Raw genomic sequence first — 15,049 nt, forward strand, 5'->3', positions numbered from 1 at the left:
TTGCTCCAAGCATGCTATTGTCCCCCGTCCGTTTCCGGATTTCAGATCTTTTGGATCCGAGGTTAGCTTGGCGGGCAGAGGCTTCCTCAACTTACCTCATCATTGCTGATACTCCTTTCAGCGCCACAACGGCGCACTGTCTTTATAGGCGAAGATGTAGCCGTCCTTCGCATTCGGCGTCCATCGGACCTCACAAATGAGCGCGGTGATGGAGGTGGCGACATCGTTTTCTAGGATTTCGACAGCGGCATACCAGACGCGGTTTCCGACGCATGCGCTGTCGATCACGCGCGCACCGCGCGTGCCGCCACCATCGGCGTCGTTGGTATAGGTGAATTGTGCGTCCAGATACGCTTTGGGCGTGCTGTGGCGACCCATTCCGTCGCGCCTCATCGAAAGCCATCCCATGGCGGGTTCTCCTGTGAGAATGGGTCATGCTGCCAGCTTCGCCGGATGTACGGCCTCGGCCGAGAAGGCGCGAAGATATGCAAAGGCTTGCTCGGCCTTTGTGGCGGCAACGAAGATCACGCTCTTGTCCGACCGGAGCATACGCAACCAATCGCCAATGTAGCTTGCATGGCTATCGTGTATCTCGGATGGGAGACCAAGATCGCTACACACCATGGCTCCTGTTAGTTCTGCAACCAGCTCTTCGAGCGCGTAAGCCTTGTCACCAAATTTCTTCCCGAATGTTCGATCCAAGCGAGACTGATGCCCGGTCCAGTGAGCGTGCTCATGTGCGAGGATAGAGGCATGAGCGTCGGCGGACCTGAAGCTGCCGGCGTGCGGCATCTGGATGAAGTCGAAAGTCGGGCTGAAGAAGGCTCGGTCGCCGCCCCGACGCACTCGCGACGGTATCGCCGAGAAGAAGGCGTCGATGCGATCCTGTCGCGCCGACAACAGCGCAGGGGTCGGTGGGACGGGCCGGGCATAGAAGTAGCTCGGCAACCCTTCAATCTCGTCGGCATTGAAGACGGTGTACGAGCGCAGGAATCGGATCAGCTTGTCGGCCGACAGGCCGAGCAGGCTCGGTTGCGCCTTCTTGCGGAAGGTGGAGCTGTAAACAGAGAACGACGGCTGCGCGTCACGGCGGACCTGACCACCAAGCTCGTCGGCCTGGCGGGCGGTCATCCAGTATCTGCTTTTGAAGCCGAGAAAGTCGGTCATCGCCCATAGCCAGATCGAGTTGATTCCGAGGTACGGAGTCCCCTCGTGGCGGAGCGGGCGCCCGCCCTCCCCGGTCACCGACCACGGACGCTGCCATGGAACGGTGCCGGCCTCGAGCTTGGCGATGATGGTGTCGGTAATTGCGGCCGCGATGTCGCGAGTGCCTGCGAGCATGGCACGGCTCCTCGAATGGACGTGAAAAGAAGCTGCCGACGCTGCGGTGAGGCAGCGCCGGCAGCGAGGTTGCCCAGCGGGTGCGCTGTTACTCGGCCGCGACCAAGTGGTCGGTCGTGTCGTCGTTCTGGTGATCCGGGTGCGGGACCTCACCCGTGCTGCTACCGTCGCCGACGTCGGCGGTCTGGTCATCCCCAGTGGGTTCACCGTCTCCGTCGGCGATGAGTGCGCCGAGGTCGTCGTCTTCGCCTTCGCCGTCGGCATCGCCGATCAGCCCGGCGAGCTCGTCCTGGCCATCGTCCGCGGCCAGCTCGTCCGACGGCTTGTCATTGAACCGCATCGCCGAGGGCACCCAGGCGAGCGCCTTGTCCTTGATCTCGGTTTCGACGATCGCGTCACCGGCGAACAGCTTCTGGCACGACGCCGAGATGTCCGGCTTCTTGCTGCTCGCGTGACGGCTCGTCAGCGCAGGACCGCCGACCTCGTCGAGGAGCGACAACAGCGAGCCCTTGGGAACGCGGTCGAAGAAATTCTCCGACGTGGGGCGCCACCAACTGGCAACGTCGATCTCGAGGATCGTGGCGAGGCGGTTCTGGAGCGGGATCTGCTGGGTGGCGCCGTAGCCTTCCTTCGCCTCGAACGACGTCGCGACGATCCACGCCATCCAGGCCGCCTTCGTCTCGTCGGCCAGCACTCGGAACGCCTCGAAGCGAGCGACCTTGTCGGTTGCCTCGGTCCAGGTGGCATCCAGACTGTCGTGGACCTCGGCGAGATAATCCCGCGCACGCGAGTTGGGCACGTTATTCGCCAATACCGGATCCTGCGGCAGCGCGGCGCGGATCGTCGTGCCGTTGCCGGTGCCGCGATGGCTGCGCGCTTCGATCATGGCGAAGATCATATAGTCCAGCGCAAGACCGGGGTTCGCCTGCAATGCCGCGCCGAGCACGTCGCGACGCTGGATGGCGAGCTGATCGAGCAGCACCTGGCTCATCTGCTTGCCGCCGGGAGCGGCGCGGTCGGGCTCGACGATCGCGGTGGTGCTGCCCCGGAAGCTCGACCGTCCAGTGCCCTCCTCGATGCGGAAGGTTGGGGTCTGGATACCACGCGGCGTGCCCTCGCCATCGTCATCGCTGGTCGCGTCACCGTGCTCACCGTCAGCCTCGCCAGCGACGTCATCGATCCCATCGGGCTCGACCATCGTGACCGTCAAAGGCGTCTCGCTGTAGAAGGTGTCGTCGAGCACCATCTCGCCCGCGTGCGACAGCGTGAGGAACGTGCCGACACGCGACGCCAGTTCGGGGGGCATCATTACCGGCCGATTTTCGAGGGCATGCAGTTCCGCAGCGAGCGCGTCGTACTGCTCCTCGATCGCGATGTACGCTTCGTCAGCCAGCGTGCCGCTTTCGAGCTGCTCCTGCAGCGGCTCCAGCAACGCCTCGATCTCAACGGCGCGGGCGCCCTGCTCCTCGGTCATCGGCTCGGTCGGCAGGGCCACCGGATAGAGGCCGCGGGCGGCATCGTAGGTGCTGTTCGATGCGACGGGTCGGATCCAAGCCAGGCCGCGCTCGTCGCCGATGCGCTTCGCTTCGGCTTCCATCTTCTCGGCCGCGAGCTTCTGGACGATGTCGGGGTTCGACCAGCGATCGTCACCCTCGCTGAAGAGCTCGCGCTCGATGATTCCGCCGGCGGCTTCGTAGGCGTCCGCGCCGACAAGCAATGCGACCGGATCGTTGCTGCGCATGTCGTCGTTGGCGATCATGCGACGGATCATGTCGGCGTTGTAGTAGCTGCTGTTGCCGTAGGTATTCCAGACCTTCAGCTGGCGGTCATGGCTGGCAGTCGAGCCGTATGCCTTGGCCATCTCGAGGCTGATCTTCTCGTCGGCGAGCGCATCGAAGATCGGCTCTGCGAGGTCGGCAAGCCGCAGACGCCCTTCCACGAAGCGGCGGGTCACGCCGAACCGACGGGCGATACCATCGATGTCGCCGCCCTGAGACTGGATGATCTGGAAGCCGCGGCACTCGTCGGCCGGGTTCATCGCGTCGCGCTGGAAATTCTCGACCAGCGAGACTTCGGACAGTTCGCTCTCGGGGCCCGTCATCAGCTTGACCGGCACGTCATAGTCGTCGGCGTTGATCTCGCCACGTTCGACCAGGAGCATCAGGCCCCGGTAGCGGCTTTCGCCGGCAACGATGCCGAAGTGACCGCGCGGCTTCTTCAGCGGCGTCACGATGAGGTTCTGGAGGATGCCGCGTGCGGAGATGCTCGCGGCGAAGCTCTCGGCCTTGTCGGCACGACGCTTACGGACATTGACGTCGGAGGGGACGAGCTTCGACAGCTTGACGGACTGGATCATGGGAAATCACCCTTATTGCTGAGCATCCGACATTCTCGCCGGACACCATCTCCCTCCCCCTTCTCTCCCTGGCTCCGGCTGCTTTGGATCGTGACATGTTCCTGGCCCGTTCAGTGTTGCCGCGTGGGCGCTCCGGGCTATGAAGGTGACGTCGCGCCCGCGACCTTCCCCTGACTATCGGGATCCAAGATGAGCGAAGATACGAACCCCGTCGAACTGGCGACCGAGCTGACGATCGCGTGGCTATCGAACCCGAATACACGGACCTCGGCCGACGACGTTCCAGCTTTCCTGAAAGCGATGCACGAAGCGGTCGCGACACTAGGCGCCGGCCCGAATGAGGCGACCGCCGAGCCTGCTGCCGCTGAATATACGCCGGCTGTATCGGTGCGGAAGTCGCTGGCGAGCAAGGACCACATCGTCAGCATGATCGATGGAAAGCCGTACAAGACGCTGCGCCGTCATCTTGCGGGTCACGGCTTGACCCCGGATGATTATCGTCAGCGTTACGGGCTGAAGGCCGATTATCCGATGGTCGCGGAAGCCTACAGCGAAGCCCGTCGGGATATGGCCAAGAAGATCGGTCTCGGACGCAAGCCTGGTCAGAAGCCGGGTGCTGCAGCGGCCGAGGCCCCGGTCAGCAAGCCGCGCCGGACCAAGAAGGCTGCGGAAGCGGCCGAAGCCTGATTGGGTGGCCGGTCCGCCCGTTAGGGGTAGGATCGGCCAACCCTTCATGCCACCTTGAGGAGCTTCTCGAGGATCGTGCTGGCCTCGCCGACCGGTACGAACACGCGCGTCCGATAGGCGATGATCTCCGTGAAGCATCCCAGCGCCTTGAGGTAGGCAAGTTGCTGAGCGGGAGCGCGCTCGATCTCGATTCGCTGCGCACCGTTCACGAAAGAACGGCGGATCGTCATCTCGAACGGCCGAACCACGTCGACGCTGCGGCCCGACATGACCGAATGTGCGATTGCATCGACAGGCAGGTCCTCGCTCTTCGCGATCCCCAGCTTGGTGTAGAGCTGGACGACGTGTTGGTCGAACACGAGGCGGCCCAGCCACGAGTTGCCTTGTCCGTCGACGATACGGTTCACCGCGAGATGATCGGACGGGAGTGCCGACCAGATTGGCAGAAGCAGGCCCGTCGCGAGGCGGATCGTCTCGACCTCGGTCTGCCCTGCCAGTTCGGCGACCTCTTCGGCCCACTTGGTCTCGAACGTGGCCCGATCGATCACGTCCCAAGCGGACTCGAGCAGGTCGGTCTCGCCGATATATTCACGCCGGCACGGGCGCTGCAGTTCGAGCCGAGGGATCGGTTGCCCCTGTTCGTCCATCCACGGGCGAGCGTGTAGCTGCAACGCGACTTTGCCCGACCGCCCGTTCATGACGAAGGCCGCATCGCCAGCCCACTGCGCCGTCGTGAGGATGCGCTCCAAGGAAATCGGCGTCTTTTTGCGTGCGATCTCGATGGTCAGGAGATGGGACGTCGCGCCCGAAAGCGGGTCGGTGCGCAGCAGCGTATCGTCGACGACTGTAGCGGTGTCCGCGGTGATGGTTTCAACGCCAACGTCGAGCGTGCCCGCTTCCCGGGCTGCAGCGACACGCGTTTCGACGAGCGAGAGGAACTCGTCGAAGATCACGTTCTGCAATCCGATCGGCAGGGCGAGAAGGCGGTTGAGCCAGCGCTGGATAGGCGGCAGCTCTTCCTTCAGGCACCCGTCGCTGTCGTAGAGCTCAAGCCCGGTGCGTGCGCAGAAGTCCTCGAGGGTCGTGCTGGTCAGCTTACCCTTGTCGAGGAGGTGGAACCACGTAACGAGCGCGTCCTTGGCGTATTCGCTCTCGAGATTGTCTGCCGGGTCGAACAGGTTCTGCCCGCCGGTCTGGCGCTGCCCACGCGTCAGCGCGCCGAGGCTATCGAGCCGTCGTGCGATGGTCGAGGTGAAGCGGAGCTCGCCTTTGCAGTCCGTCGTGACCGGTCGAAATAGCGGGGTCGAGGCTTGATGGGTGCGATGCGTGCGGCCGAGCCCCTGGATCGCTCGATCAGCGCGCCAGCCCGGCTCCAGCAGGAAGTGGACCCGCTGCTCTTGGTTCTTGGCGTCGAGGCTCGCATGATAGGATCGTCCCGTCCCGCCAGCGTCCGAGAAGACCAGCACGCGCTTGGTGCCGGTCATGAAGGCCGCAGCCTCCACCTGGCTCGATCGAGCTGATCGGGTCTCAACCTTCTGGCGACCTTCGGATGTGCAAACGAGCCGTTTGGACCGCCCTGTCACTTCGGCGACATGGTCGGTGCCGAAGTGCTCGATCAAGGCGTCGAGCGCGGACTTGATCGGCGGAAGCCCGCAGATGTGTTCGAGCATGGCCTCACGGGCGGCGATGGCGTCGGGATTGTAGACCGGGTTGCCAGCCTCGTCGGCCATCGGTCGCGACCGCGCAGTGCCGGTATCGTCGGTATAGGTTTCCATCTGGCGCGTTGGGAATGCGCGCTGCAGATAGTCGGCGATATACTCGGTGGGCGACAGGTCGATCGTGGGATCGGCGCGCTCCTCGGCCGACATCTGGTTGAGCCGGCGATCGAGGATCGCTTCGGCGGTGGTCACCAGCTGAAGCACGACCGACTGCCCAGCCTTCAGGTGCTGTTCCACCGCGGCGATGACCGTCGGGAGTTTCATCGCGAGAAGGACCTGACCGAAGAACCGCTGCTTGCAGGATTCGAGGCGCGATCGGGCAGCCGCTTTTGCGCCGCTGTTGAGCGTCCCGCCTTCGAGGCCGTCGACGACGTTGGTAAACTCGAGCGCCGCCTCCATATTCTGATGGATCACGCTCCAGGCCTTCGCATACGTGTCGTAGATCTCGATCTGCAGCGGCGTCAGCTCGTGCTTCAGGACGTCGTATTCGACGCCGGCGAAGCTGAGCGCCCTGGCCGTGTAGAGCCCGAGCGCCTTCAGATCGCGGGCGACGAGCTCCATGGCTGCGATGCCACCTTTCCGGATCTCGGCGATGAACGTCTCGCGACCGGCGAACGCAGTCTCCGGCCCCCACAAGCCGAGCCGGACCGCATAGGCGAGATTGTTCACGTCGGATGCACCCGTCGCGGACGCGTACAGAACGCGGGCGTCCGGGAGATGGTTCTGCAGAAGGACGCCGCAGATTCCCTGCTGTGACCCATCCTTCTTGCCGAGCGCACCCTCGCCGCCCGCTACGCCGCCCATCTCGTGGGCCTCGTCAAACGCGATGACACCGTCGAAATCAGGCCCCGCCCAGTCTAGGATCTGCTGCAGGCGGCTGCTCTCGGTCCGCATCGAGCGCAGCGTCGAATAGGTGACGAACAGGACGCCCTCTTCGAGGCGGATCGCCTCGTCGATCTTCCAGTTGGAGACCGGCTGCACATCGCCCGCCATCCCGCCCAGGGCGGACCAGTCGCGCCGCGCATCCTCGAGGAGCGGCTCGTTCTTGGTCACCCATATGTGGCGTCTGCGGCCCTGCAGCCAGCTGTCGAGAATGCACGCGGCCACCTGTCGACCCTTACCCGCCCCGGTTCCATCGCCGAGGAAGAAGCCTTTCCGGTAGCTGCGGCCGTCCTCGTTCAGGGTGAGGCCCACGCCCTCCTTGTCTGGCTTGAACCTCCCCGGAAGCATCTGCGACCATGCGTGTCCGGCATAGATCACCGTCTCGAGCTGCGACGAGGACAGCATCCGTTCCGACACGGTGCGCTCGGGAAGGTGCGGGATATGGGCAGGGACGGGTGCCGGGATCGAGCCCATCGCGACTGATTCCACCAGTGCCGTCGGGTGCTCGCCGGCCGCGTCAAAGACGATGCGGCTCGGACGATACGGAAGATACACTCCGACCTGGTCTGCGAGCGGTGCCGGAGCTGACAGGGTCGTATAGCCGACCGGCAGAACGGCGTTGCGGACCGGCTTGTGGTAGGTGCGTGCCACGGCCGGCTTCGCGGTGCGTGCGGCACCGAAGAGACTTACCGCGGTAGCGGGAGCCTTCGCGCTCCGTGCTTCCGACACCAGCTCGGCTCGGGCAGGCACCTCAACCACGTCGAGAAAGTCGAGGACGGAACGACGCTGGATGACGGTGTGCGACGTGCCGCCTGCCACCTTGTCAATGACGTAGAGCCGCACCGCGATGTCGGTGCCATGCTTGCGGTAACAGCTTTCGAGCCGCAGCGACGTGCGGACGGTGCAGCCGGTGAGCACCGCTTCATAGGCCGCTTTCAGTTGCGCGCTCGGCGCGAACCAATCGGGCATGAGCGCGACAATTCGGCCACCCATCGAAACCCGGCGGATCGCCGCCTGCAGATGGCGGAGTGCCGCGAGATTGTCGGCGCCGCGGCCAATGCTGCGCGAGAACGGCGGGTTCATCAGAACGACGGTAGGCCGTTCCAACGACGCGTGAAGGCTTACGAGCGCAGCCCCATCGTGGCCGGTGATGATGGCATTCGGGAAGACGCTGGCCAGGCGTTCTCGACGGCGCGGATCGATCTCGTTCAGTTGCAGGCCGGCATGATGCGGCACCTGAACCGCAAGCAGCCCATTGCCGGCGCTCGGTTCCAGCACGATGTCGTCCGGTCCGATCGCGGCCATGACCGCTGCGAGCGCGCCGATATCGATCGGCGTCGAAAACTGCTGGAGTTCGATCTGCTCCTCGCTGCGGACCGTTTGCGTCGGGAGCCGTTCCATCAATGCTGCGGCATGCGTCACGCCGGCGATGTCAGCCAGCGGATAGGGCTGCTTGGTGACGTGCAGCGCCAGTGCGTGTTCCAGCATCTCGAAGCTGTCGCGCTGGGTCCAACGGCCCTCCGCGTCGGTGCCTCCGAACGCAGCCGTCATGGCGTTGTTGAGTGCGCGCCGCGTGATCGGCTCGCCGGACGCCAGTGCAAGCGCGATCGTGAGTGCGGCCGGACGATCGGTGACAGGCGGCAAGTCGAGGAGGTCGGACATGGAAGGCTCCCTTGGTCATGCTGCCATTCCGGCAGCTCACCGCCTCCCTCCCCCTCCTCTCTCCTTTGCCTCGAGGACCTCCGCCCAATCCTTGTAGGGCGATGGCGGAAAGTCCGGCACGACAGTCAGGGTGTCGGACGCATATCGTTCGATGCTCCGAGCCACAGCGCGTCGCCCGGCGAGATCCCGATCCGCAGCCAGGATCAACCGGGTAACCGACGATGGAACCGCCAGAAGGTCGAGCCGTCGTGACCCGAACGAAGACCAACAGGGCATGCCACGCAGGCGCGACCATGCTTGGGCACTCTCGAAACCCTCTGCGAGCCCGATCGTCGAAGCCAGACCGCCGCCACGCCACGCCCCATTGCCGAGGGTCCCGAGCGTCTGCTTCTCGGTGTAGGCGCTCGTTGCGGGGTCGATGAAAATCCTCTGGAACGCGACCAGGCGGTCGGCTTCGCGCACCGCGACGAGCAGTGCCGGCTTGAACACGGTGAGCGGCTTTGGGCCGAGGGGGCAACGGGGGTGGAAGCGAATGTCGGTCGGCAACGGTAGTAGGAAGCGCGACGCGAGATAGCGCTCCGCGCAGGTTCCTGGCACGGCACGAGCCTCATTCCACAACCGCTCGATATTGGCGGTGCCGCCTGCGCGGGTCACCTTGGGTGGCTCATAGCGCTGGCCTAGCGGTATGCGGTCGAGCTCGCGCAGGATGTCGGCAGGGTCGCAACCCGCAAAGCAGGTCACAAGGATGCCTCGATCGCCTTGTCGGAGTGACAGGCTTGGCGTCTTGTCCGTATGCGCTGGGCAGCGGCACGTCGCGACGTTCCGGTGCCAGGTTCCCCCGAGCGCGCCGACGAGGTCGACTAGCTTCTGTGACGGACGATTGGCGATCAGGGTCATGCCGGATCCCCCTCGCGTCGCATCGTCTTCGTCAGGCGCGCGATCACATACTCAGCGTCCCGCGCGGCGAAATAGCTGTCGATCGCGTCGTCGTCGTGGAGGGGGACGACATCGGCGTTCGGTTCGGACCGGCTCCGTACATAAGCCGCTAGGGCCGTGCGGGCCGATCGTTCGCTGGGATGGATGTGGGTTTGATCGCGACCGTCGTCGTCGCGGATGAAGAGCAGGAAGCGTTCCATGGCGAGCGGACCTCGTACCTGGCCGCCTGTACCGGCGAACCATTACCGAAAGGGAATGTCGGGCCACCCGAGCAGCCCATCCTTTCTCCCCCCCTCCGCTCTTCCTCTACCCCTGTTAGATCAGGGCTGATTTCGTATCCGTCCCGTTTACCCAGCGCTAAGCCCAGCTAAGTAGGGTGCTCTAGGAACTAGAATCGATCCGTGCTTGTTTGTCGACGCACGGCCTTAAAAAGAGGTGTGGATGTCTCAGTTTTCGCCAGTCGAGATCGCGAACTGGGTCGCCATCTATCTGGCGGCAGGAATCTGCTGCGGAATCGCCATGGTCATGTCGGTTTCGGTGACGCTTCACGAGATGTGGCAGGCCAAGGTCTGGCAAGATGCCCGCACGATCCGCGGTGCGGCTCTGCTGCTTCCGAAGACATGGTGGCGCTGGCAGAAGCTCTACCTACTTTCCACGCCCGTTACACTTGGCATAGTCTGTTACTTCGCCGCGACGATGAACTGGGGTTGATCCTGAGAGCCTGCAATTATTTAGCGGTCCAACGAGGCTTTTAGAGCCTCATCGCATTGGCGATTTGAATGCCCGCAGCATCGTCCTCGATATCACTCGGGCGTAATGTGAGCAGATCGCCCAGGTGGCGCATGCGCGGGTGGGTCACCGCCTTTGCGGCGAGATAATCGTCGTTGTCGAACCCCATCGCTTCCACAACGAGCGTGCGCAGCTCCCCGGTTTCGCGGGATCTCCCCTCGAGGACGAAGTCCGGACGACATGGGCCATCTGGTGTCATGGTATCGAAGAGCGGCTTTCCGATCGCCAGATCAATTGACTGCGAACGGAGAAGCCGTTGGGCTTCCAAGATCCGCTTGAGGGTTTTCCGCTCAAAATCCGACTCCACCGGAACGAACAGCCGGCCATTGTAAATCGGCTGTGCGTACCCCCGCAGCGGCGCATACCCATGGGCCTCCGGGTACTCGCCGGCGACAACCAGCACGAGGAACGGGCCGCTGATCCTGTTACCCCGCACCGATGGTGACTGAACCCGATTAGCAATTTCCACGGGGGGACCATCGGGCACGTAGATTTTGTGCCCTTGGATCGCGGTCGCATAGAGCAGGACGAAGCCTTGCGGCGCATGCGCCTTTGGCCAGTTTTCCGCGAGGCGTCGCAGCGTTGCATACACGACCTTGGCCTCGAGCGGCCGGGCGTGCGTCCAGATGGCGCGGCCTAACTCGATGCCGGGAGCAATCTCGATCTTTCCCGCCGCGCCGAGGATGGCGGCAAAGGCCTCCTTGATCGACCACTCCGGACCTGCGCCGATCGGCGGGACGCTGTTGGATCCGGCCGTGTCCATTAGCCGCCATAGAAGGCGAGCCAGCCGCGGCGTCGACGCGTTTCGCGTCCGATCGTCGTTGCTGTCTTCTTCCGGCCGTTGCGAGAGCTTCTCCGGCGCGGGCCTGAGCACCTCGAAAAAGCCAGCAGGCGGGTCGGTGGGCGTGTTGTGGGACCGGATCTCGGTGATCCGGTTGGTCACCTGGTCGCGGAAGAACGGGCAGTCTGCACGATGCTCGGGACGTTTCTCGCTGGTCAGACGTCGAAGATAGTAGGTCTCCGCCTCGGACAGGAACGCGGGTGTGAGGATCGGTGGGGCCGCCTCCGCTCCAAGGCAATTGCAGGCGATCCAGCGGTGACCGATGCGCGCGTTCTGAACGAGCGTGATGCCGGCCTGCTCGTCGTGGAAGGTGCCTTTGCCCACGTACCAGCGTACCAGCGCCTCCCGCAGCGGCTGCGGAAGCTTGATGCGATTTGGGCCTTTTCCGTCAGTGTCTCGATGGATCAACCACATGCTCGAAGAGCCTTTGGGCGACGTTTCTTGACCAGTTTCGCCCTCGGCCCCGGTCTTGACAAGGGCAAATCTCTTGATCTCCACTCTTCTAAACAGGGGGTCGAGGAGGTTTTTGTGCAGAAGTTTTACGCCGGTGTGGCGATCGCGAGCGTGGCGCTGGCCACATCTGCTTCGGCCGCGCCTGAAAAGCGCGGCAAGGTTCGGCGCGTTGAGCTGATCTCGATGACCACCGCGTCGGCGCTGCCAATGGCGGAGGGGGATGGCGGACCCGCCGATGACCTCCCAGCACCTGACCTCCCGCCTGAGTTCAAGGTGCACGATCTAAGCCGCCGCTACGTTGAGTTTCGGATGAAGCAGGAGCTCGCGTCGATCGTTCCCGAGGTCAGCGTATCCGACAGCCTGGCCCCGGCTGTAGCGGCGACGTCCTCCATCAGCGTGCCCGGTTGGATGAAACCGGGCGTCGGATCGTTTACGGCGCCAGCCTTCGTTCCCGGCTGTGCTCCGCTCGCGTATCGGCCGTCAGGGTTTCTCTCGCGCGAGGCCGAAAGTCGGCGAGCGATTTACTATGGCATGATGAGCTCGATCGCCTGCGAACACGGCATTCCAACTGGGCTCTTCGACGCGATGATAATTCGCGAGAGCCGCTACAATCCAACTGCACTATCGCCGAAAAACGCCTTCGGCTTCGCGCAGCTGATGCCCGGCACTGCGATGGGGCTCGGCGTGAACCGGTTCGATCCCTACCAGAACATGCGTGGTGGTGCCCGGTACCTCCGCCAGCAGCTCGATAAGTTCGGCCGCGTGCAGCTCGCGCTCGCTGCCTATAATGCCGGTCCTGGCCGAGTGCGCGGGGGCCTCGTCCCCCGGATCACCGAAACGCAGGCCTATGTGACCGACATCATCGCCAATTGGTCGAGATTGACCGCAGCGCCTGGGTCACAAGCACTTCGTTCGACCTTGCCACAACCTGCCTACCGCTCGGTCGCACTCGCGCAATTCTGACCTCTCAGCGTTCGCGCCCTCCCGATGATCGACGCCAGAAAACGCATGCTCCTCTCGGGAGCAATGCGACGGCGTAGCCGGCGCTCCAACAGTGCGTCTTTGGGTCGCGGTCGAGATGAGCGGTGTGGTTTCGTTACTCCCGTCCTCAGGCGCGAACGCCTTGGCCGGCTAGGCCAAGTCTTTCTGAGCTAATCATATATGAATCTAGGAGCGGTTGCGGGTCAGGTTGGCACTCGCTCTCTTTGGCATCGATCGCGGCGCCGAGGCGCGCGAGAACCTTGCCTAGTTGGCCGTCGACCGTCGCCAACGCATATTCCCGACGCGACAGTGAGCTGAGCATCGCGGCCGTCTGCTCGATCCGCTCGGCTTCCTGCTGGACGACGTCTGCGGGCAAAGGAGCCGGGCGCAGCCAGCGCGGAAGGTGAGCCTCGATCCAAGCAGGCATGAGCATGCGGTACGCATTGCTGGTTTGCTTATAGCGTGGTCCAACGCCGTCGATCTCGACGCGTTTGAAGCGACGCTGGGCAAGAACGAAGCCGAGCTCGGTCAGAAGCGCGAGTGCACGGATGACGGTGCGGCGTCCGATACCGACAGTCTCCGCCAGATAGTCGAGGGTGGGGTACACACGGCCTGCTTGGACTCGCGCGATCCGGAGCAACGCCTCGAGGACCGCCAGCGTGTTACGGCTGAAGCGCAAGATAGCGGCCTCCCGCGGTGTCGGCTCTCGTTCTTCGTACGCGATCTTGGCGCGCAGGTTCGCCCGTCCTGCGCTGAGCGCCGCAGCGCGCTTGTAGATCCGGTCGGTCTCACCTTTGCCGGGACGCGAAAAGAAGGCGTCTTCGAACGTACCAGCCTCGATGCTGTCGCGCCGCACGGGCGCTCCAGTGCGGTGGGTTGCGCCAGATCGCGACGGCTTCCGCTTGAAGCGGGCACCGCCGAGCACGGCCAGAGCCGCCTCTGCCATTGTTATTGCAGCCAATTTCCTGCCCTCAGATTGGGCCGGGACCGGGGCATAACTCGTCCGTGGCGCGAAGCGCGCAACCCTTGAACCGAAGCTCAGAAACCAGTATATCTTGAGCGTACAACGGCTCTTTCGATGCTTGCCGGCATCGGACATAGCGGTCTCAGGGTGCCCGGCCTCGTGCCGGGCATTCGTTTATGTGGTCACAGCCATTCCCAATTTTTTCCAGGTCGCGGACTGCGACCCAGGCGGCCGCATAGTGGCGCACGACAGCCATTCGCGAAACACGCGTGATTCGTGCTTTCGACAACATTAGGCGACTAATGTTCGTGCTTTTGAAAACACGTAGGCGGCCCCGTCCCGCGTCACGGGACAACAATTCGTGCTTTTGGCAACGCGAGAAGTTGGTGGCGCCGTGTTTGGAGTCGGCTTTCGTCGAATCGGAAACGTCTATGACGAGAGGCGCTTCACCGTGCTCTCTGGAATGATTTTGACGAGGTATTCGCGGACTGTTCGCCCGGCTGCCGTCACCGTTCCGAGACCTTGATCCTCGATCTCAAATCGAAAGCCAGGGATCGGGTCCTCTTTGATGGTTTTCGTAAGTGCGAATTTGAATTGGCGCGAGGATCCTTGGTAGCCCATCTGCAGCCGCAGATCCTCAAGCGGAATGGTAGTCTGACCGTCAACGCACAGCGATCGCGCAACCTCATAGAGTCGACGTTCGACCGGGCCGAGCTGGAAGTAGGTGGATGCGTATTCGAGGACCTGGCGGTCGACCATGATAGCCCGATACAGCCAGTCACAGAGGCGAATCTTGACCGCCTTTAGGCGCTTCACGCCACCTTCGCCCTTGCTGTATTGCAGCTTGGCCTCTTGTAGCCACGAGAAAAAGCCCTCCTCGCCTTCCCCGCCTGCTTCGATGTTGGTCTTGATCTGTGTGCCTTGAAGTCGCTCAAGAGCCTCAGACAATCTTGTGTAGGACCTAGCCGACTTGTTGACGCCGGTGACGCTGAAAAGGTCGTTCGCACTGAAGCTGAACTCCTGCCCAATGGCCTTCCCTGCCTCTACCTTGGAAACCATTAGGCTGGCGATATAGAGCAGGATTTCCTTGTCGTAGATCGTGGCCACCCCTTTTGGTCCCGGCCCGATTTCGATCGAGATGTCGCCCTTTTTATAGGTAAGCGGTTGCATCCAGGCCTTCTTCGCCAACGCGAAGAACGGCCATGCCATGAGTGACCGCTCTCCGCGGACTGGTCCGTGGAGAGGACTGTCGAGCAGAAAAAGCTCGCCCTGTTCTTGCTCCGCCATTGTCAACTTACCTTCATGTGTCTCGGCATTCGCCGAGGAGAGCGGATCGGGTTCAGCCGGGATCCCCAGTGACCTCGACGCTCTCGTGTTTTTGATAATTCGCTTCCGGTGCTCTCGCGTTTTTGAAAGCACGAAAATTCGGCCGCTGGCGT

General features: G+C 63.2%; 12 protein-coding genes. 3 read left to right on the forward strand and 9 right to left on the reverse strand.

The window, feature by feature from the left end:
- Positions 1-117 precede the first annotated feature (117 nt).
- The 3 genes from J2Y58_RS12690 to J2Y58_RS12700 form a co-directional block, all read right to left on the reverse strand.
- Entirely contained in the window at positions 118-408 is a 291-nt protein-coding gene (locus J2Y58_RS12690) for a hypothetical protein (protein WP_310103645.1), read from the reverse strand.
- Positions 409-432: 24 nt separating this feature from the next.
- Complete coding sequence (locus J2Y58_RS12695) at positions 433-1,341, reverse strand: zincin-like metallopeptidase domain-containing protein (protein WP_310103647.1); 909 nt, start codon at positions 1,339-1,341, stop codon at positions 433-435.
- A gap of 88 nt (positions 1,342-1,429) precedes the next feature.
- Positions 1,430-3,697 carry a ParB/RepB/Spo0J family partition protein gene (locus J2Y58_RS12700; RefSeq protein WP_310103649.1) on the reverse strand — a complete coding sequence of 756 codons (2,268 nt, stop codon included), beginning with the start codon at positions 3,695-3,697 and terminating at the stop codon, positions 1,430-1,432.
- A 189-nt stretch (positions 3,698-3,886) separates the two neighbouring features.
- Between J2Y58_RS12700 and J2Y58_RS12705 the strand changes: the two genes are divergently transcribed.
- Entirely contained in the window at positions 3,887-4,384 is a 498-nt protein-coding gene (locus J2Y58_RS12705) for a MucR family transcriptional regulator (protein WP_066773338.1), read from the forward strand.
- A gap of 44 nt (positions 4,385-4,428) precedes the next feature.
- On the opposite strand, the gene J2Y58_RS12710 is transcribed toward J2Y58_RS12705, so the two are convergent.
- The 3 genes from J2Y58_RS12710 to J2Y58_RS12720 are packed head-to-tail and all read right to left on the reverse strand — an operon-like array spanning position 4,429 to position 9,782.
- The gene (locus J2Y58_RS12710; protein WP_310103650.1) at positions 4,429-8,646 is read right to left on the reverse strand and encodes a strawberry notch-like NTP hydrolase domain-containing protein; all 4,218 of its coding nucleotides are present in this window, start codon (positions 8,644-8,646) and stop codon (positions 4,429-4,431) included.
- Positions 8,647-8,682: 36 nt separating this feature from the next.
- Positions 8,683-9,543 carry a toprim domain-containing protein gene (locus J2Y58_RS12715; protein ID WP_310103652.1) on the reverse strand — a complete coding sequence of 287 codons (861 nt, stop codon included), beginning with the start codon at positions 9,541-9,543 and terminating at the stop codon, positions 8,683-8,685.
- Positions 9,540-9,782, reverse strand: coding sequence for a hypothetical protein (locus J2Y58_RS12720; RefSeq protein ID WP_310103654.1), 243 nt, complete (start codon positions 9,780-9,782; stop codon positions 9,540-9,542). The genes J2Y58_RS12715 and J2Y58_RS12720 overlap by 4 nt, the downstream gene beginning before the upstream one ends.
- 241 nt (positions 9,783-10,023) lie before the next feature.
- Between J2Y58_RS12720 and J2Y58_RS12725 the strand changes: the two genes are divergently transcribed.
- Positions 10,024-10,293 carry a hypothetical protein gene (locus tag J2Y58_RS12725; RefSeq protein ID WP_066773327.1) on the forward strand — a complete coding sequence of 90 codons (270 nt, stop codon included), beginning with the start codon at positions 10,024-10,026 and terminating at the stop codon, positions 10,291-10,293.
- Between the two features lie 40 nt (positions 10,294-10,333).
- On the opposite strand, the gene J2Y58_RS12730 is transcribed toward J2Y58_RS12725, so the two are convergent.
- The gene (locus tag J2Y58_RS12730) at positions 10,334-11,626 is read right to left on the reverse strand and encodes a hypothetical protein (RefSeq protein WP_310103657.1); all 1,293 of its coding nucleotides are present in this window, start codon (positions 11,624-11,626) and stop codon (positions 10,334-10,336) included.
- A gap of 27 nt (positions 11,627-11,653) precedes the next feature.
- Here J2Y58_RS12730 and J2Y58_RS12735 point away from each other — a divergent pair, with 27 nt between their 5' ends.
- A complete protein-coding gene (locus tag J2Y58_RS12735; RefSeq protein ID WP_310103659.1) occupies positions 11,654-12,628 on the forward strand; it encodes a lytic transglycosylase domain-containing protein in 975 nt (324 codons plus the stop codon).
- A gap of 145 nt (positions 12,629-12,773) precedes the next feature.
- Here the strand turns inward: J2Y58_RS12735 and J2Y58_RS12740 are convergent, their stop codons facing one another.
- Positions 12,774-13,592, reverse strand: a complete 819-nt coding sequence (locus J2Y58_RS12740; RefSeq protein ID WP_310103661.1) for a helix-turn-helix domain-containing protein — start codon at positions 13,590-13,592, stop codon at positions 12,774-12,776.
- A gap of 447 nt (positions 13,593-14,039) precedes the next feature.
- A complete protein-coding gene (locus J2Y58_RS12745; protein WP_066773312.1) occupies positions 14,040-14,897 on the reverse strand; it encodes a replication initiator protein A in 858 nt (285 codons plus the stop codon).
- Between the last annotated feature and the right edge of the window lie 152 nt (positions 14,898-15,049).

Source organism: Sphingomonas sp. BE138 (assembly GCF_031456125.1).
Lineage (GTDB): Bacteria > Pseudomonadota > Alphaproteobacteria > Sphingomonadales > Sphingomonadaceae > Sphingomonas.

Coding starts and splice junctions, on each gene's coding strand:
- J2Y58_RS12710 (WP_310103650.1), bottom strand. CDS start 8,646: ATGTCCGACCTCCTCGACTTGCCGCCTGTCACCGATCGTCCGGCCGCA.
- J2Y58_RS12705 (WP_066773338.1), top strand. CDS start 3,887: ATGAGCGAAGATACGAACCCCGTCGAACTGGCGACCGAGCTGACGATC.
- J2Y58_RS12725 (WP_066773327.1), top strand. CDS start 10,024: ATGTCTCAGTTTTCGCCAGTCGAGATCGCGAACTGGGTCGCCATCTAT.
- J2Y58_RS12700 (WP_310103649.1), bottom strand. CDS start 3,697: ATGATCCAGTCCGTCAAGCTGTCGAAGCTCGTCCCCTCCGACGTCAAT.
- J2Y58_RS12720 (WP_310103654.1), bottom strand. CDS start 9,782: ATGGAACGCTTCCTGCTCTTCATCCGCGACGACGACGGTCGCGATCAA.
- J2Y58_RS12695 (WP_310103647.1), bottom strand. CDS start 1,341: ATGCTCGCAGGCACTCGCGACATCGCGGCCGCAATTACCGACACCATC.
- J2Y58_RS12730 (WP_310103657.1), bottom strand. CDS start 11,626: ATGTGGTTGATCCATCGAGACACTGACGGAAAAGGCCCAAATCGCATC.
- J2Y58_RS12715 (WP_310103652.1), bottom strand. CDS start 9,543: ATGACCCTGATCGCCAATCGTCCGTCACAGAAGCTAGTCGACCTCGTC.
- J2Y58_RS12690 (WP_310103645.1), bottom strand. CDS start 408: ATGGGATGGCTTTCGATGAGGCGCGACGGAATGGGTCGCCACAGCACG.
- J2Y58_RS12740 (WP_310103661.1), bottom strand. CDS start 13,592: ATGGCAGAGGCGGCTCTGGCCGTGCTCGGCGGTGCCCGCTTCAAGCGG.
- J2Y58_RS12745 (WP_066773312.1), bottom strand. CDS start 14,897: ATGGCGGAGCAAGAACAGGGCGAGCTTTTTCTGCTCGACAGTCCTCTC.